This window comes from Streptomyces albipurpureus (assembly GCF_023701525.1).
GTDB lineage: Bacteria > Actinomycetota > Actinomycetes > Streptomycetales > Streptomycetaceae > Streptomyces > Streptomyces albipurpureus.
The window spans coordinates 215328-232659 of sequence record NZ_JAMQAW010000007.1; the positions used below are offsets into that span (position 1 = coordinate 215328).

At 65.4% G+C, this 17332-nt stretch carries 16 protein-coding genes, 3 pseudogenes and 1 riboswitch; of the genes and pseudogenes, 13 read left to right on the top strand and 6 right to left on the bottom strand.

From position 1 onward, the window contains the following. The first annotated feature begins 56 nt into the window (after window positions 1-56). The gene (locus NBG84_RS08075; RefSeq protein WP_250918604.1) at window positions 57-959 is read left to right on the top strand and encodes a hypothetical protein; all 903 of its coding nucleotides are present in this window, start codon (window positions 57-59) and stop codon (window positions 957-959) included. Between the two features lie 483 nt (window positions 960-1442). Here the strand turns inward: NBG84_RS08075 and NBG84_RS08080 are convergent, their stop codons facing one another. After that, window positions 1443-1709: a hypothetical protein gene (locus NBG84_RS08080; RefSeq protein WP_250918605.1), complete on the bottom strand. Its 267-nt coding sequence runs from the start codon at window positions 1707-1709 to the stop codon at window positions 1443-1445. Window positions 1710-2394: 685 nt separating this feature from the next. Further along, window positions 2395-2835: a hypothetical protein gene (locus NBG84_RS08085; RefSeq protein ID WP_250918606.1), complete on the bottom strand. Its 441-nt coding sequence runs from the start codon at window positions 2833-2835 to the stop codon at window positions 2395-2397. Window positions 2836-3437: 602 nt separating this feature from the next. Beyond that, window positions 3438-3504: riboswitch (guanidine-III (ykkC-III) riboswitch) on the top strand. Between the two features lie 11 nt (window positions 3505-3515). Here NBG84_RS08085 and NBG84_RS08090 point away from each other — a divergent pair. Further along, the gene (locus NBG84_RS08090) at window positions 3516-4799 is read left to right on the top strand and encodes an agmatinase family protein (protein ID WP_250918607.1); all 1284 of its coding nucleotides are present in this window, start codon (window positions 3516-3518) and stop codon (window positions 4797-4799) included. A gap of 525 nt (window positions 4800-5324) precedes the next feature. Here the strand turns inward: NBG84_RS08090 and NBG84_RS08095 are convergent. The 3 genes and pseudogenes from NBG84_RS08095 to NBG84_RS08105 all read right to left on the bottom strand — a co-directional run bounded on the left by NBG84_RS08095 (window position 5325) and on the right by NBG84_RS08105 (window position 7455). Beyond that, window positions 5325-6596 carry a right-handed parallel beta-helix repeat-containing protein gene (locus NBG84_RS08095; RefSeq protein ID WP_250918608.1) on the bottom strand — a complete coding sequence of 424 codons (1272 nt, stop codon included), beginning with the start codon at window positions 6594-6596 and terminating at the stop codon, window positions 5325-5327. Window positions 6597-6832: 236 nt separating this feature from the next. Then, window positions 6833-7183: pseudogene (locus tag NBG84_RS08100) on the bottom strand (Tn3 family transposase); the annotation flags it as partial. Window positions 7184-7260: 77 nt separating this feature from the next. Beyond that, window positions 7261-7455, bottom strand: a complete 195-nt coding sequence (locus NBG84_RS08105; RefSeq protein WP_250918610.1) for a hypothetical protein — start codon at window positions 7453-7455, stop codon at window positions 7261-7263. A 349-nt stretch (window positions 7456-7804) separates the two neighbouring features. On the opposite strand from NBG84_RS08105, the gene NBG84_RS08110 reads away from it, so the two are divergent. Beyond that, window positions 7805-8047: a hypothetical protein gene (locus tag NBG84_RS08110; RefSeq protein ID WP_425608596.1), complete on the top strand. Its 243-nt coding sequence runs from the start codon at window positions 7805-7807 to the stop codon at window positions 8045-8047. Window positions 8048-8168: 121 nt separating this feature from the next. Here NBG84_RS08110 and NBG84_RS08115 read toward each other — a convergent pair whose 3' ends face one another. Next, window positions 8169-8489, bottom strand: a complete 321-nt coding sequence (locus NBG84_RS08115) for an EthD domain-containing protein (RefSeq protein WP_250918611.1) — start codon at window positions 8487-8489, stop codon at window positions 8169-8171. 62 nt (window positions 8490-8551) lie between these two features. Between NBG84_RS08115 and NBG84_RS08120 the strand changes: the two genes are divergently transcribed. From NBG84_RS08120 to NBG84_RS08170, 10 genes and pseudogenes are all read left to right on the top strand, one after another. Continuing rightward, entirely contained in the window at window positions 8552-9163 is a 612-nt protein-coding gene (locus tag NBG84_RS08120) for a TetR/AcrR family transcriptional regulator (protein ID WP_250918612.1), read from the top strand. A 270-nt stretch (window positions 9164-9433) separates the two neighbouring features. After that, on the top strand, window positions 9434-9877 hold the full coding sequence (locus tag NBG84_RS08125) for a peptidoglycan-binding domain-containing protein (RefSeq protein WP_250918613.1): 444 nt from the start codon (window positions 9434-9436) through the stop codon (window positions 9875-9877). 939 nt (window positions 9878-10816) lie between these two features. Continuing rightward, window positions 10817-11449: an SMI1/KNR4 family protein gene (locus NBG84_RS08135; protein WP_250918614.1), complete on the top strand. Its 633-nt coding sequence runs from the start codon at window positions 10817-10819 to the stop codon at window positions 11447-11449. Window positions 11450-11721: 272 nt separating this feature from the next. Next, window positions 11722-12011, top strand: a pseudogene (locus NBG84_RS08140) (hypothetical protein). After that, window positions 12008-12199 (top strand): annotated as a pseudogene (locus NBG84_RS08145) (nucleotidyl transferase AbiEii/AbiGii toxin family protein); the annotation flags it as partial. The pseudogenes NBG84_RS08140 and NBG84_RS08145, both read left to right, overlap by 4 nt. 378 nt (window positions 12200-12577) lie before the next feature. Beyond that, window positions 12578-12763 (top strand): hypothetical protein, encoded by a 186-nt coding sequence (locus NBG84_RS08150; RefSeq protein WP_250918615.1) that lies wholly within the window; start codon window positions 12578-12580, stop codon window positions 12761-12763. Window positions 12764-13363: 600 nt separating this feature from the next. Then, on the top strand, window positions 13364-13615 hold the full coding sequence (locus NBG84_RS08155; RefSeq protein ID WP_250918616.1) for an acyl carrier protein: 252 nt from the start codon (window positions 13364-13366) through the stop codon (window positions 13613-13615). Window positions 13616-13644: 29 nt separating this feature from the next. Further along, complete coding sequence (locus NBG84_RS08160; protein WP_250918794.1) at window positions 13645-14592, top strand: beta-ketoacyl-ACP synthase 3; 948 nt, start codon at window positions 13645-13647, stop codon at window positions 14590-14592. 210 nt (window positions 14593-14802) lie between these two features. After that, window positions 14803-16143, top strand: coding sequence for a cytochrome P450 (locus tag NBG84_RS08165; protein ID WP_250918795.1), 1341 nt, complete (start codon window positions 14803-14805; stop codon window positions 16141-16143). A gap of 133 nt (window positions 16144-16276) precedes the next feature. Then, a complete protein-coding gene (locus tag NBG84_RS08170; protein ID WP_250918617.1) occupies window positions 16277-17323 on the top strand; it encodes a 3-oxoacyl-[acyl-carrier-protein] synthase III C-terminal domain-containing protein in 1047 nt (348 codons plus the stop codon). Window positions 17324-17332 lie beyond the last annotated feature (9 nt).

A 17332-nucleotide genomic window follows, 5' to 3' on the forward strand; every position in this document is an offset into this window, starting at 1 on the left:
TCGCTTTCGCTGGATCGTCTCTCCTGCTGAAGAGCGATCTGTCCTATCGTGCTGCGATGGACTCGGAGCGCGCTTCCCATCTGGTACTTCATGGTCGTCGAGGTGTCACCGCTCGGCTGGAGTCGGGGGTGTTGGTGGTGCAGGATCGCCGGGTACGGCGTCGGATACCGATCACCGTGATCGAGCGGGTGGATGTTCGGGGGCGGCGGGGCCGGGTCCTGGCTGTGGTGTTGCTTCGCGAGGAGGGCACGGAGCTGGCGGCAACGGAGCTTGTGCAGTGCCGCAGCGCTCCGGCTGTGGATGCCATGGCCGCCGCCCTGCGCACGGAGTTGTCCGTGCGGGATGCGGTAGAACGGCGGAGCGGCGGCACCAGCCAGGTGACCGTGGAAGAGTTGGACCGCCCGAGGCGTCGGAAGACACCCCGGCTGAGGACGGTCGCCATCGTCCTCTATCTGCTGGTCCTGGCCTGGTTGGTGGCCGTGGTGGTGTTTGAACCGGGACTTCGGACAGCTACCTCGGCTGGGTTCGCGTTGCTCTACTGGGTCCTCTCGCCCGGGCTGGCAGGCCTCAGCTATGCGGTGGCGCCCGCGGTGTGGGAGATGACCGAAGGACCCTGGCGACTCAGGGCGCGCGGGATCACCGTAACGGGCCAGCTGATCCGGACCTACCATTCCGGTGGCGTGAACTACGTCTACGCCTTCACCGACACCCACGGCGAGGAACGCACCTGCGACAGCCCAGACGGAGGCCTCTCGCAGGTGGAGATCGTCTACGACCCCGACCAGCCCAGCTTCTCCGAGGTGAGGAGCGCCATCAGAGGGAATCTCATCTTCGGATTGGTGTTGTTTTTGATATTGGTAGTGCCGCTGACCGTCGGCACGGTGGTCCTCGGCTTCCTCGGTCTCGACGAACTAGCCGAGCTGGTCGCAACGGTTGGACTCCGGCCCCCCATCGGCTGACCTTCGAGAGTGCCCCTTGCCGGCGCCCGCGAAGGTGTCTCCACCGCGCAGGACACCTCCCGACCGCGACGCTACACCGTGCGCCCCGTCCTCGATCTCCCCCACCAGACCGCCGACCGCCCCCTCGGTACCGGGCCGGGGCAGCCCACGTTCTTGAGGGCGGCCCGTACTTCGTCTCCATCAACGAGTAAGCCGCCGAACCAGGGTTCGGCCATCGCAGCGGCAGACGCCGCGGCCCGGAATGAGGGGACGGTCGGCGTCATCGCAGCTTCGACGTGTCGCCCTTCACGTCCGGGAGCGTTGGAGGCACGTTCTCCGTTCCAACGGCCGATTCGACACCCCGGAGACACCGCCGCCGGTCAGACAGCGGTGGTCACACAGCCCGGGCCGGTGTCGTTCGTACGTTGTCGACCTCAGCCTCGGGATCGGCCTGTCCGCTCGAAAGCGGACAGGCCGCACGGACTGGATCGTCGGAGAACCCCGCTACTTCCCTTCGCGCTTGTAGCGCCAGTAGAGCAAGGCGAATGACACCATCATCACCAGAATTCCCAGGACGATTGTGGCGACCGGGTTGTCTTCGAAACCTATGCCTACTCGTGCGAGGGAGACTTGACACAACCTTTCAGAGCCATGCTCCCGGACGAACGGTAAGCCGGAGGTGGAGACCTGCGGCGGCACGCGGTGCTCGCTGACCAGCCTTTCGGCACCGTCGATGTAGCCGAGAGCGGTGTACCCGAGGTCGATCTCCAAGCCGGCTCACCACCTGGTCCAGCGAGTCCCATCACAGCCCCGGCCCCACCCGTCCCTCTTCTCAGGCTTCCCACGGCCTCGGTCTCCCCTACAGGATTTCCCGGTGCGATGGATTCGACGCTCAGGCCAGTGCCCATGGCGTCCGCTCCGATCGCCACTCGGAACGGATTCCGAAGCCAGTGCCGCAGGGGCGACCACGGTTCCGACCAGACCGAACCCCTCGCCGAACGAGAGCAGCCCAGTGGATTCGACGCGGTCGACGGGGTTGCTTCGGCGTAGCTGCGGCACGGTAGCGGTGGTGGGCGCACCCGCTGCACACCGCGGGGGCTGGAGTCGTAGGTACCGATCTTCGGTTCGGTGGCGTCGGCGAGCCCGGCGCCGCCGCCGATGCCCTCGGTGAGGTAGTAGGGAGCACCGCTGGTGTTCATGGAGTCGCGGATGCCCCCGAGTTCCCGTTTGAATCCTCGGTCCACGCCCCCGGTACTGGTGGCGGAGAGCCCGGGGCCGTTGTGGGAGAGGGCTTTGTCGAGCCGGATGGGTTCGCTCTGGTCGGTGGAGTGCTTGGCTCGCTCGGACCCGCTGGAACCGCGCTGACTGTTCGCCAGCTCGGTGAGACCCCGTGCGATGGTGCTGGGGTGGGTGCCCATCGCCTTGATCCGGTTGTGGCCGATACAGCCGACGCGCACTACGCCGGTTTCCGGTACCGGCTGATGCGGGGGACGTTCACCACCAGCGCTCTGTCAGCGGTGCCGTACGACCAGCAGACCTGTTTCACCGTGTCGGGCCGGGGCGAGGAGTCCGGCGAGGGGGCGAGTCGACCGAGCCGGAAACCATCACCACCGGTCAGCCAGTAGATGGCGTTCATCGCCGCGCGAACCGGGGCCGCGCCGTACCTGATGTGACGCCAGAGACTGCCGTTGTTCGTGTAGTTCATCCGGTGGGTCCCCGTGCGCTGCGTCCGGAGTTCGCTGTGATCCAGTCGCTCAGACATCGCGTAGCGCACCAGGTGCTGGGCACCGCTCCCCGCGGGTGTTGCCGTGTTCACGTTGGCCACATAGTCGAAGTGGGAGCCGATCAGCTCCAGTCCGTGCCCCCCTCTCCCTGCGGCAGAGTCGGTCCGAGCCAAGCCAGGAAGGGAGAGGACGGGCGCATGTCCTGGCGCTGCTGGCCGTGGACGTCGCCACAGAAGTAGGTGAGGAGTCCGCCACGGTGGGGCGTACCAAGCGTCACAACATCCTCCACGTACAGCTTGGGAGGAAAGCCCTCCTCGCCGCGCTGGGTTCCGGCCAGGGCCGCGCGCGATGAGTCCGCCCATCGAGTGGGATTTCACATCGACGCTCTTGCCCTTCGATGTGTACCGGCGGTGGGTGTCCCAGGCGAGCTGCATCCCCAGGTACTTGATGGAGGTGTCCGCGTCACCGTCCCTCGCGATGTTGATGGTGCAGCCCCAGCCGAAGGCGGTGGCATAGAAGCCCACCTTGACGAACTTCCCGGTCCAGCCCCAGCCGAAGGCGGTGGCATTCCCCTGGCCACACACCAGACGAACGGTGTCGTCAAGGCGTATGACCTACCGCCGCCACCTGCCCACACCTGAGGCACAGCCCCGGCCGCGCGCACCCCGAACTCTGACAACGTGCAAGTGGTGACGCTCACCGGTACGGCCGAGATCTACGTGCCCTATACACCGGGTATCTGCTGAACTGTTGGTGCTTCGGTGCTACGGTGGCTGAGAGGTGCTACCAGAGCACCCGCCGACGAGGGTGGCCGTACCGGTTCCGCGTAAAGACGGCCTCGTTGGAGGCTGAAATGCCGAAAACGCCCAAGCCCCACAAGCAGAAAATCAGCAAGCCGTCATCGGGGAATGACTCGCGCCATGATGGCCAGGGCGAGTCCCCCGGCTCTGGCCCCGGCCATTCACACTCCCACTCACACAGCCACTCGCACAGCGACGCCTTCGCCACGAAGGAAGGCAAGTGGGCGCAGGATGCCGAAGAGCGGATTTCACTGTTCCGTCATGACGAGGAAATCGAGCGGGGTCTCGCATTCGGATTGCCCGGATCACCGACGCTCGTCGACAAGACGATTCCCACGTTCTCTCGCGGGGAACTGCCGCACTTCGCCGGCGAGCGGGGAACCTTCCTCAAGACCCCATTCCTGGAGGACGTCAACCAGGTCGAGGACGCCGAGGTTGCGGTGTTCGGGGCGCCTCTCGACTCCGGTGCCACGTACCGGCCCGGAGCCCGATTTGGACCGCAGGGAATTCGACGGTCGACGAACCTGTTCGGCACCTACTGCTTTGAACTGGGTGTCGATCTGCGCGAACAGCTGAACATCGTCGACATCGGGGATGTGTTCACCATCCCGGGTAATCTGGAGAAGTCGTTCGACCAGATCAGCCAGGCGATGGCGCATGTGTACCAGCGCGGAGTCTTCCCGGTCATCCTGGGCGGCGACCATTCCATCGGATACCCGACGATCCGGGGAATGGCGCCGTACGTCGACGGCAACATCGGCATCATCCACTTCGACCGGCACGTGGACACCCAGGAGACCGACCTGGATGAGCGAATGCACACCACGCCATGGTTCCACGCGACGAACATCAAGAATGCTCCTGCGACGAACCTGGTCCAAATCGGCATCGGTGGCTGGCAGTCACCACGAGCCGGAGTCAAGGTCGGGCGTGAGCGAGGCACCACCATCATCACGGTGGGGGATGTCGAACGGGTCGGTATCGAAAGGGTCGCGGAAATCGCGCTCGAAATGGCGTGGAAGGGCGCCAAGGCGGTCTACCTTTCCTTCGACATCGACGTCATCGACGCGGGCTTCGTACCCGGGACCGGCTGGCCTGAGCCAGGCGGTCTGCTGCCAAGGGAAGCTCTGAACCTCATCAGAATGATTTCGGCCCCCGGCCTCGCCGGACTGGAAGTCGTTGAATGCGCTCCTCCCTACGACTGGGCGGAACAGACGGCGCTGCTCAGTTCGCGCGTAATCCTGGATTCCCTCGCGATCCTGGTCAGGGAAGGCCACCTCGGCAAGAAGGCGGCACTGAACGACCGGCACGCCTGGGGCCCGAGAGCCGCAGTCTGAGGCGGCGCCCGCCAAGAGGCGCGACGGCTCTGGCCAACGGACGGAGCCTCCTGCTCAGACGGCAGGGCGGACGCAGCCCGGAATGCGGTGGCTCCCTGCTGCACGCCCACCATCAGCCGCAGTCTCCCGAGGAGTGGGGGCAATGGCTGACGACGGTCAAGAGCGGGATCCGCCGCCGGCGGATTGCCGTTCGCGGAGTAGAGCTGGAGAACCGACGCATTGTTCATGCCTCCTGCCTGCCCCGAGAAGAACGGAAGCGGCAGCCAGCGCCCACATGGAGAGCCCCTTATCCCAACCTGTATCGCCAGGAGGACTTGCTTGAGCCGCTTGCGGTGAGGCCGGGGTGCGACACGAGGTCGCACGGGTTGAGTGAGCTTCACCGAAGGAGGTTCGGCAGATGCGGGTGGAACCGGGTGTGAAGTGCCCCTGACCGGCCTTGGGCTGGGGTAAGTCCCTTCGGTCGGTCAGGGGCTCATCATGTACGTGGGCCACGGGAGTTCCGTCCGGCCGGGCGGTCACCGGTTCTCAGGGGGTGCAGACAACGCCTGTGCACTGGCCGGGTTTGGCGTTGTCGCTGGCCAGGTTGGCTCCGCCGTCGACGTTGCCCGGGTCGGCGAAGATGCCCCAGCTGTCGTTGCCGCGGGCAGTGTTGCCCTGGATGGTGTGGACCGCCTTCGAGACGGCGATGCCGTCACCCTGGTTGGCGTTGGCGGTGTTGCGAACCAGCCGGTTGCCGGCCCCGGGCGCCGCGTCTCCGACGACGTAGATGCCCCGTGAGCTGTTGCGGTTGGCCTGGTTGAGTTCGAGGTGGTTGTTGAGTGATTGGGCCAGACTGATGCCGTCCCCGGTGGTGTCGTTCGCGGAGTTGGACTGGATCAGGTTGTTGTCGGAGTCGCTCAGTTCGATGCCGCCGGGATTTCCGCTGACGTCGTTGCCGGTGATCGTGCTGCCGTGGGACGACTGAAGGGCGATTCCGCTGTCACCGCTGCCCTGGAGGGTATTGGAGAGAATGCGGTTGCCGGTGGAGCCGGAGACCGTCAGTCCGGCGTCCGCGTTCTGGGCGGACGAGTTGCTCTGGACGAGATTGTCGTTCGAGCCGAGTTGCAGGATGATCGCGGCGTCGCCGCTGGTGCCGACGGTGTTGGTCAGCAGGGTGTTGCCGCTGGAGCCTTCCAGGACCAGGCCGGCGTCTCCGCTGCCGGTGATCTGATTGGCTTCGAGTCGGTTGTCCGCGGAGTTCTGAACGAAGACACCCTCGCCCTGGTTGGCGCTGATGGTGTTGTCGGCGAGCACATTGCCGCTCGACCCGCCGGCTATGGTGACGCCTCTCTGGGACTGTCGGTCGATGAGGTTGTTGCGTACCCGGTTGTTGCTGTCGGCGTTGTTGAGCTCGATGCCGGAGAACTCGTTGTGCCGGACGGTGAGTTTCTCGACGATGTTGCCTGACGTGCCGGGGTTGAGTTGGACTCCGTGGTCGAACTCCTGCACATAGGCGGAAGTGCCGCTGTTGGTGACGACAACATCGCCGAACCCGTTGTTGCGGATCCCGGCGCCCAGGCCGACGCCGTCTACGGTGTGTCCGTTGAGGTCGATGGTGATTCCACTGCTGCCGACTACCAGACCGTCACCCGGACAGTTGAGCAGGTCGGCATCGAGAACGACGCTGGTCGTGACGGTCTGGCCGCAGGAGAGATGTGCGGCGTGTGCCGTCTGCGCGGGCATCGACACGCTGATGAGAGCGGTGGCCCCCACCGCTGCGAACCACCCTGAAGACAGCGTCCTGGAAAAGCGAATCATGCCGAGACTCCTTCTGCTATGATCATCCGGGATTGGCCTGACATGTAGGGCACTGACCGAACCGTTGAGGGTCTACGCTGAGGCGTACGGTCGCCCCCGCACAGCGTCAAGCGAAGGCATGCTGAAGGCGATTAAGCATTAAAGAATGACCTAAAACGGACCAAGATTGACTGAATAGGTCATTCGCCGCGTGGCTCTCGGTCCGGCCCAGAGCATCCTGGACGAAGTGCCCGCGACTTCACCCGGGTGGCGCCCCGCTTGGAAGAGTTCTCCGCGAACACCTCCCGCCGCCGCATCCGGTGCAGCTGCTCCAGCGCACAGAACGCGTACGCCTGCGAGTCCACCGTGCCCGAATCCAGGTGCGACGCGGACAGCACCGGCCGCCACCAGGAGCCGGCGGGCAGCCCGGTGTCGACCTCGGCAGGGCCGACCTTCTTGCGTCCCATGAGGTCCGGCAGCGACTTCAAGGCGGTGCGGACGGGCAGGCCCTCCGGGGTGGTCCCGAAGTCGACCACCGTCACCAGGAGCATCAAGAACGGTCACACGGTGCCGAACCGGGTGACGAGCCGATTCCGCCATGCCTCGCCCTGGTTCGTCTCTGTCTCGGCGGACCTGACGGACACCCACTTCACCCCATCGCCGTAGACAGACGGGGAAGAGGCGCTCACGGAACTGGCGGACCTCGACACAAGCGCTTCTCCACCCCTGCCAGCGCGAAGTCGCGCAGACGCTCGAACGTCGAAGTGCTCAACCCGGTCCTCGCGAACAACAACTTCACCCGGGCGGCGAAGCCCTCGATAGTGTCGTGCGGCGGCAGGCGCAGAGGCGGATCGTCGCGGTTCTCGGGCCGGCTCTCCACCGCCGGATCTCCACCGGTGACCTCCTGCTCCTGAAGCGGCTTTGTCTAGCGAGCTCCGGGTGGTGCGCATGGTCACCCCAGGGGCGCGGAGACAAGGCGAACGGTGCGGATGCACCCCGCGAAGAGCACCAGTTCCGGTAGGCGGCACCCCGTCAGGTACGGGGCTCTCGGCATCCGGAGCCGCCCGGCGGCGTCTTCGCCGAGTCGGCCGACCACGGACTCGGCCGGTCCCGGGGCGGGCTGACCAGCAGGATTCAACTTGCCGTCGAACAGGGCCAGAAGCCACTGCCCGTCGTGATCACGGCCGGGCAGCGGGGATTCCCCGCAGTTCGAGCCGGTCCTGGAAGCGATCCGGGTCCCCCGGCTCAGACTCGGTCGGCCGCGCGAACGCCCGGACCGGTTTCGTGCGGACAAGGCATACGATTCCCGAAAGAACCGCGCCTACCTGAGCAGGCGCGGAATCACGGCCACAATCCCAGTCCCCGACGGATCGGGTCCGCAACCGCCGGAGACTGGGCTCCAAGGGTGGTCGGCCACCGAAGTTCGACAAGGCCGACGACAAAGAGCGTCACGCGGTCGAATGCGCCATTAACCGACTCAGAAGACACCGGGCCGTCGCCACGAGAGACGACGAACTCTCCGTTCGCCACGAAGCGCCCGTACTGGTCGCGCCATCAAGAGTGGTTGTGACCGGCCCGATCGCAACGCTCCCTTCAGACCAGTTGCACCCTGCGGTCCAGAACGGCCGAGTGAATGCCCACGGACGTGTCCCGCATGTAGGCCGCCCGCAGTCCGTGCGCCCTCTGGTACTCCTCGGTCGCAAGAGCCTCGCGCATCTTCTCCTCCGACTCGAAGCCGATCCGCACGATCGCGTCGATCGGCTCCTCCTCTCCGTCCGCCGCGAGATCTGCCAGGTAGTACTGCACATACTCCTTCACCTGGGGAAGCGCCACATAGGTCGGCCCGTACTCCAGTTCCATGAACCGGCGGAAGTCCTCCGTGGACACCTCGGGACGCTTCCTGATCACCGTCATCAGCCTCAGCATGCCGCCACCCCTCTCCTGAACACCTGTTCATTGCAAGTTACCATGAACGGGTGTTCAATGAATCGGTGACCAAGGAAGACAACCGCGACCTGCGCTCCGAACTCGTATCCGCCGCCATCGCCATGCTGGCGGAGCCTCAGGCGGTGGCCGTTCCGTCACTGCGCTCGATCGCCCGGACCTGCGGGGTGGCCCCCTCAGCGGTGTACTGGCACTTCCCCTCCGAGGCGGACCTGCGCTCAGCGGTACTCGACGCCGAATACGCCTCACTGATCGAAACAGTCGAGTCGGCCCTCGACGCCGCAGACGACGTTGACGACCATCTGTTCGTCGCCGGCGACGCCTACATCGCCTGGGGCACAGCGCACCCGGGCGCGTACCAGCTCCTGTTCGAGAGCAATGACGCGCTGCCGGAGACCAGAGCCGCGCACGGCCCCCGTCTCCAGGCTCGCATCGTCGAACTCGCACGGCTCGTCGACCCGGACGCCCCCTTCGCCTCCGCACTCCTGCTGTGGTCGGCATGGCACGGTGTCGTCTCCCTGCGGCTCCACAAAACCGAGTGGGACTGGGGCATGACCCCGCAGGAGGCGAATCGCCGACTGGTCCAGGCATTGGCGACCAAGAGGGCCAACACCGCCGATGCGGATGCCCCAACCGCTCTCTAGGAAGCGGCCTTGCCAGTCGCAGCAATCAACGAGTCGCCGTGACCAGCACTTTCGCAACAGGCCCTAGATGCGACAGGTCAACCTCGCCCCGGCCCCAGGAGTGCCCCGCCGTATGCCGCGCGCAAATCACGCAATGCGTCGTCCCTTGGCCAATAGTTGCGTTGCCGGTAGCGTCCTATTGTCCCAACTAGTGTCCGTAGAACGGAAGTTGCCCGGACCGTGTGCGTGTTGACCCGGCACGAGCCGGGTCAAGTCCTACGAGGAGGAATCATGAAACGAGCCATCACCACCCTCGCTGCGACCCTGCTTGCGATCGGCGGGGCCGCCATGAACGCCACGCCGGCAGCTGCGGCCACCCCGACATGTAACACCGTCAAAGCCGCACAGGGATACAACGGGTTCCTCATCCGAGTGCCGGCGTACTCGGCGACCGGTTCCATCACATGCGCGCTCGAGCAGGGCAACTCGGGCGCAGCAGTGCTGGAGCTTCAGAGAGCGCTGAACAAGTGCTTCTACAACGCCTACGGATCCAGTAAGACCTACTGGCCACTCGCAGAAGACGGCGACTTCGGCCCCAACACCAAGAAGGCACTGACCGAGGCACAGGACTACCACACCGACGTGCCTGCCGACATTGACGGAATGTACGGCCCGATCACCCGCAACATGCTGCTGTGGCGGTCGGCTACGCACAGCGGCTGCTGGTTCTTCTAGGGCCAGTTCTACGGGCCAGCCTCGCTGGTGTTGATCACGTTCCCAGGACGTGGTGATTGATGAACGAGCAGTGCGTCCCGGCTTGAGCCGTTGCAGCGATAGGCATCAAGCCGGGACATCCCGTCGCCGTGTCCGATGATCACGAGGTGCGGGCGACCGCGGCGACCGGCACCAGAAGCCGCGGCGTCGGCTTGGCAGCGGCTTTCGCAGCGCCGTACGGGGTGATCGCAAGCGACGGGCGGCCCTCGACAGGTACATCCTTGCCCGCACGAGCATCGACAACGGAACCCTGCACGGAGTGTGTGGGCAGTGAGCACGACGTGTTCAGGGCCAGCCGAGAGCCAGACGAGTTCGACTTCGACGCGGTTGGCGTCGACGCGGTATGCGATGGAGACGCCCGCGTGCGGCATGGCTAGTCGGCGACAACCTCCGCTCCATCAAGGACCTCACCGACGTACACGCAGCCGCCGACCTCTTCCACGTGATCTAACCCCGGCCCGCCGCCCCGCATGGACAAAGGAATCCACCCACCGCACACGGCACAGAGAGCCGTTGGCTTGTTGCCGGGTTACAACAATGTCTGTGTCTGTAGCTCAACCACAGGAACGCCCTCTTCCGCTGACGAGTGATGTCGCCGATTTCCGAGAACACCCCGGTGCTTGATTCGGGACCCTGGTTGTACTTTGCACGACGAGGGCGCCGGGGTGCTGCCGAAGTCCAAGGTCGTTCTGTACGCGGCGATCCGCCGTGACGCCAGGACCGGCATGTCGCCGCGGGCGCTGAAGCGGAAGTACCGTGTCGGCTACGAGACCGTACAGCGGACGTTGGTCTCGGCGTGGCCCGGCGCCCGAGCCGAACAAAGGCCGCTGGCTGAACCCGTTTCATCGGCCGGCAGGGGCCTCGATCCGACTTGTCAGACGTGTGGGGCAGGATGGCACCATGGCACGGAAGATCTTGCCCCCGTCGGAGTCCTGGCGCCTTATCGACGCCTGGCTTGAGACGCACGTGGCCGCCGATTTCACGCTCCTCAATCCACCAGCGACATCGAACGAGATCCGACACGCGGAACAGGTTCTCGGCGCCCGACTGCCCGGTGATCTCGCTGAGTCTCTGCGATGCCACAACGGTCTGAGCACCTGGACATCCATCCTGCCGGAGCAGTCTCCGCTTGCAGTGAGCGGCATCGTGGAACACTGGCAGACCTGCATGACCGTCGCGGCGGAGAACGACGGCCTGACAGCTCGCCCCTGGGACGACGAGCCTTGGTGGCACCCACGCTGGGTTCCCTGGGCTGAGAGTGCCGATGGCGCGGCGCAGGTGATCGACCTGCGTCCTGGCCCGGACGCGGGGCGTCTCGGCTGGGCAGGCCGCAGCGGTGGCGGCGACTTCACCGATTCCTGGCCTGATCTGGCGAGCCTTCTCCACGCGGTCGCGCAAGCTCTGCATGAAGGCGGAGGCGTCCGCGGACTGCATCCCTACCTCACCACTCAAGGCGGGATGTGGTGGGACGAAAACGATTGCTTCCAACTGAACGGTCACTCGCTGAGGGCCGCCCCAGTCGGGCTGTCCTAGCCAGCAGACTGCACGCGAACCACCCGAGCGTTCCTGCTTCTCCCGAACACGCCCAAGGCGCCTGACCCGCCATCGTTCTCAGAACGCATCGATAACCGTTCTTCTCGGTGACCTGCGCAGCCATCGGCTGACTCTCCCGGCTCCGCTCCACACCGCCGGTTCACAGGGTGAAGAAGAGTGAGCACTGCCCACCCTGATTGCGGCTCACTGGCGTTCTGTGCGAGCAGTACGGCAACGCGCCCGGCTGACGTCGTCCCCGCGGCACTGTCGCGATAGAGGGGGTTGGCCACCCGAACCTTCCCGGAAACCCACTCGTCGACCTCCCGGTGCACATCGCCTGGTCGGGCTGCGATCGTTCGACCTCGACCGGGCCGGGTCCCGGATGAGCCTCTACCGCACTGTCCTCGCCGAGGGCCAGCACGACGACCTCACCGCCTTCCTCAACCGAGACCTTCTGATCAGCCAGTGGCCCGTGCTGCGCACCCTGATCAGCCGCACGGTCCGCGACGTCTGGGAATCCGCCTTCACCGACCTCACACCCGGGGCCGCGGCCGCCGCGTGAACCTCAGCGCACCGCACGGCCAGTTCCTCGCCATCGGCACCCCGTACCCGCCCGTGGTCACCGCGGGCTACGCCGTCCAGGCCCACGGCCTGGTCGAGCGCCTCAGCGAGGACCTTGACGTCGCCACCGAGAACCCCGCGCCCGTGGCCGACATCACCCGTGCCGTCGCCGAACGACTCACTGACCGCTGACCACCCAGCGGCGGATTCAGTAACGGAACCGAGGATGTCCCCCCGTTCGTGTGTGCGGCCTCCCGTGCTTGAGGGGACCGGTGTTCGGCCGCGTACCGTGGCGGCGATCACCGCAGTCGGCAGATGGTCGGGATGGCCCTGGCCTGACCGTGTGCCCCGCAGGTTTGGGCGTTGTACGGGGTATCCCTGCTCTCGCCCGCGTTTCCCGCGCGCTGCGGTGCGCCTCCCCCTGCCCTGCGTGACCTGTGGCGGGGCGCCTTCGGCTGCTTCCCTCCCTCGCGGAAGCGGGCCGCGCCAGACCATCCGTTTTCCACACACCGATCGTGGGACAGCCCACCGCCCTGCTCTGTGGACACCGGCGTCCACCGTACGAGGGTGCTGTGCATCGATCAGCGCGATCCCGTCGTCCTGGGTGAGGATGGCCCGGCTCTCTCACACGGGAACCTCAACGCGCGGGGGCGTTGCAGTATCCGTGCTTCAGTCCTGGCCGGCGACGGGGTGCGTCCGCTGCGCGACCCGGTCAGGGTCGCGCTCGGCAAGGATGACGGTATGTCGGACTGACGGCCATCGCCCCAGCCCCATTCGCGTGCTGCCGCTGCTCGGCAGCGTGGATCGGGCACCTGAAACGGCCGACGTCAGTGGCCGGTGGGGGTGGGCGAGGCTTGCTGCATGAGGCTGCTCGGGTGAGCACTTCCGGCCAGATGACGCTCAGTACAAACCATGACGTCGCGGCAAGGTCAAACCGGTCGCGGACGCCCCCGGACCATCCCCGCGGGACAACACCTGCCCCAGAGATTCACCGACCGCAACTATCCCGCTGGCGCGGGTGGCCCGGACTACTCCTGGCCCGAGTCGCACCCTGACGCTTGAGATTCCGGGCAGCACACAGCGCGGGCTGTTCGACCGGCTTGTTTGTGAGCGAGCCAGGATGTGGCCGTGCAGCAGAAGAAGGACTCTCGCGCATTTTATCGGGACTGACAAGCATTTACCGCGGATTTCGCGTGGCCGCATCCTGGACAAGGTGAGTGCAATCACCGGCGGACGTCACAAACATGACGAGCCTCTCTCCGTTTCGTATGAATTTATGACGTAGACGCGTTCGAGTGACGGACATCCGAGGGCTTCTCAATCGAGATTGGAGAATCCATGACAACCTCTGAGATGGAAAAGCTCATCACCATCCTTGTGCACGGAGAAAACCACCCCGCCGATCGAGTGGTGACGCTTTCGGAAGCCGATCTGGACAAGTCGTTCGACCAGTTGGACGTCGACTCGCTGGCTCGAGCGGAAATGGTGGAGACGATCAGCGACACCTACCAGATTCAGATCAGTGATGAGCAGGCAGGGGAACTGGGAACTCCACGCGCGGTGTTGGAGTTCGTGGCAGCGCACGGCACACGGAAGGATCTGTGACCACCGACGCTGGGCGGTCGTGCAGGGTCATGGCTGCGGGCGCGTACCGGCCGCCGCGGGTGGATTCCCTGGCGACGGCCGAGCAACTCGGGCTGAGCCGGGAGTGGATCGTGTCACGGACGGGCGTGGAGTCCCGCTGTGTGGCCGGACCGACCGAATCGGTGGTCACCATGGCTGTCCGCGCCGCGCAGGACGCACTGACCACAGCAGGTGTTTCAGAGGAGGTGGTGGGGGCCGTTCTGGTCGCGACGTCGACCAATCCGCAACTGTGCCCGGCCATCGCTCCTCAGGTCGCCGCAGCTCTTGGCTTGCGGGTGGCCGCGTTCGATATCAACATCGCCTGTTCCGGCTTCTGCTACACGCTGCACGTGGCCAGATCACTGATCGTCGCCGGCAGTTGCGACACGGTGCTCGTGGTCGGCGCGGACAGGATGCTGGACATGGTCAACCCCAGCGACCGGGCCACTGCCCCGGTCTTCGCCGACGGGGCGGGCGCGGTGCTGGTCACGGCGACGGAGGGGCCGCCCGGAGTGGGACCGGTGGTATGGGGCTCGGACGGGAGCCGAGCGACCGCCCTGGAAATGCGCCCAACCCTGTTCGAAGCCAACAACAGCTCATTGCGGGCGGAGTTGAAGATGGACGGTCTCGCGGTTACCCGTTGGGCCTGCTCCACCGTGCCGGCCGTTGTGCGTGAAATCCTGTCGGTGACCGGGATCGGCTGGGAAGACGTGGCCATGTTCATCCCGCATCAGGCGAACTGGAAACTCATCCAGAAGATCGCAAAAGCCCTCGACCTTCCCGAGAAAGTCGCGGTGGCCGACGATGTACGGCTCACGGGCAACACCAGTTCCGCATCGGTCCCGTTGGCCTTCCACCGTCTGCTAGCCACCGAGCCTGCCCGCTCCGGTCAGTGGGCGGTGCTGGTCGGATTCGGCTCGGGCCTGGCCTACGCCGGACAGGCCGTCCGCATTCCCTGAACGAATCGATATCCAGAGATCGAGCAGCGATGGGCGGGAGTCCGACCGGGGCAACCAGAGGAAGCCCCGCGCCGATGCGGGCTGCGATCACTCGGGCTGACGTCCTCGGCTTCGGCTCGCTCAGCTCAGCTCAGCTCAGCTCAGCTCAGCCTGCCGAGGAGAGCGCCAAGCCGCGTTCATGCCTGCCCGGAAAGGAGAACGACTACCTTGTTGATCAGGACGATCAAAAGTGGCGAGGCGCAGAGACCGCTCCCACCCGGTCCCCGCCTGCCATCGCCGGTACAAACAGCCATCTTTACCTGGAAGCGCCAGTTATGGGCGAGCAGACTGCGCGAAAAGTACGGTGACGTGGTCGCGCTGAAGGTCTTTCCGTGGGGTCCCGTGATCCTTGTCTTCAAAGCCGAGTACATCGGGGCCATGTTCGGCTCGCCACCGTCCAGATTTCATGGCGGTGAAGGCAACCGGGTACTGGTGCCGGTGTTCGGCGAGCACGCGCTGATCACTTCGGACGGTGACCAACACCGGCGACTGCGCAAGACGCTGGCGCCGCTGTTCGGCAAGGCCGCTGTGCGCGGCTACCAGGACGCGGTGCGTGAGCTGACCGAGCGCGAGCTGGAGCGATGGCCTATCGGGAGACCTTTCAAGAGCCTCGACCGGTGCCGCGTGCTGATCCTCGACATCATCTGGCGAGTCATCTTCGGCCTTGACGACAGCCCGGACGACGGGCGTCTCCGCAGGCTGGTCGGACGACTTCCGGTCGTGGATCTCGTGATTCTGATGGGGCTCAACAGCCCCCGAGCACGACGCTTCGGGCCATGGAGGCGAGCGGCGAAGATGCTCGACCGAATGGACGCATTGCTCTACGAAGCGATTGAGCGGCGGAAGGCCGCACCGGACCTGCCGCAGCGTACCGATGTCCTGTCCCGACTGATCAGTCTTGAGGGTGCGGAGCGGCTGCGCCCCGTCGAGATTCGCGATCAGGTCGTGACGCTGCTGTTCGCGGGTCACGAGCCCACCGCCACCGCATTGGCTTGGACCTTGCATGAGCTGGCCCGTAATCCGCGGGTGGCGAGCGATGCGACCCGGGCCGCGCTCATCAACGATTCCGCGTATCTGGAAGCCGTGGTGAAAGAGTCACTGCGGCGACGCCCGGCGATCTTCGAGTCCATCTGGACCCTGGCCGAGGACGTCGAGTTGGCCGGTCTCCGGCTGACCAAGGGAGCCACGGTGATGCCGATGCTCGGGGTCGTGCACTCGGACCCCGCGAACTACCGAGCACCGGATGAGTTTCGCCCCGAGCGCTTCCTGGAGGACGAGATTCCCCCGCACGCATTCATTCCGTTCGGTGGCGGTGCGCGCCGATGCATCGGAGCGCACCTGTCGGTGATGCAGGCCACCGAGGTCTTGCGGGTGCTGTTGTCCAGTCGTGTCATCACCACCGATCTGGACAAGCCTGAGGAACCAGTCGCCAGAAACGTCACCATCTCGCCCGGCGAAGGCGCACGAATCATCGTGCGGCCACTGGCCGAGATCCGGCGAGAACCGTCGTGACCGCAGTGCCAGGTCACATGGGTCCGAACGACAGACGGTGTCTCCCCAACGTCGGGTGCGCCACTACCCAACAGTTCACGGATCACCCGATGACCCGACACCGGGGTTCCCAGGGATACAGGAGTGCTGCGAAATGAAACTCCGTGCTGTATCGGCCGCACTTCCCTCTCGCAAGGTCACCAACGCCGACATCCTGGAACTCATCGGCGAGCACAGTGCCGATCATTTCACCGGTGACCTGCAAAGAGTGCAACGCAAGGTCGGCAACCTGCTGAGCTACACGGGTTCGGACACCCGCTACTGGCTTGACGCCGACGAGCGGCCCATCGATCTGCTGCGCGCCGCCGCGGATTCCGCGATGGCACAATCCGACATCGCTCCTGAACAGGTCGAACTGTTGATCTACACAGGAGTCGGGCGTGGTTTCCTCGAGCCCGGAGGCGCTTACCACTCGGCAGCCGCCATCGGGCTGCGCAACGCACACTGCTTCGACATCCTCGATGCCTGTATGAGCTGGACGAGGGCCGTGCAGCTCGCCGAGTCCCTGTTCCGAACCGGGCAGTACCGCAATGCCATGATCGTCAATGCCAAATTCGCCGTGAGTCGCGGTGGTGCGGTGATGCCTCATGTGTTTCGGCTGGAGCGACTCGAAGATCTGCTCTCAACCCTGCCTGCCTACACCCTCGGTGAGGCGGCCACCGCCACCGTACTCACCGCGGATGACGTCAACGAACCATGGCGGTTCCGTTTCATTTCACGGCCGGAGCTCGCGCCGTTGTGCAACATCACTCTCAACGGCTACGAGGGCTACTGCGACCCCTCCGACAAGCTGGCCCACAACGGCGTCGGTGTCTTCACCTCCTTCGGCTTCGATATGCACGAGGTGGGCAGGGACGAGGTGCATGCGGTGTTCGATCAGCTGAACCCACCGGTCGACGAGGTGGCCGCGTTGTTCACTCACGCGTCGAGCAAGCGCCTGTGGCAGGACTTCGCCGACACGATCGGGCTGGGCTCGGTGATCCACCACGTCTACGACCGGATCGGCAATGTCGTGTCGGCCTCGGTGCCAGCGGCCGTCGCTTCCGCCATCGGAACAGGGCAGTTGCGGCCAGGGCAGCGCGCGGTCGGTCTGGTGGGCAGCGCGGGAATGTCCTTCGGCGCCTTCACCTTCGTTCTCTGACCACCGAAC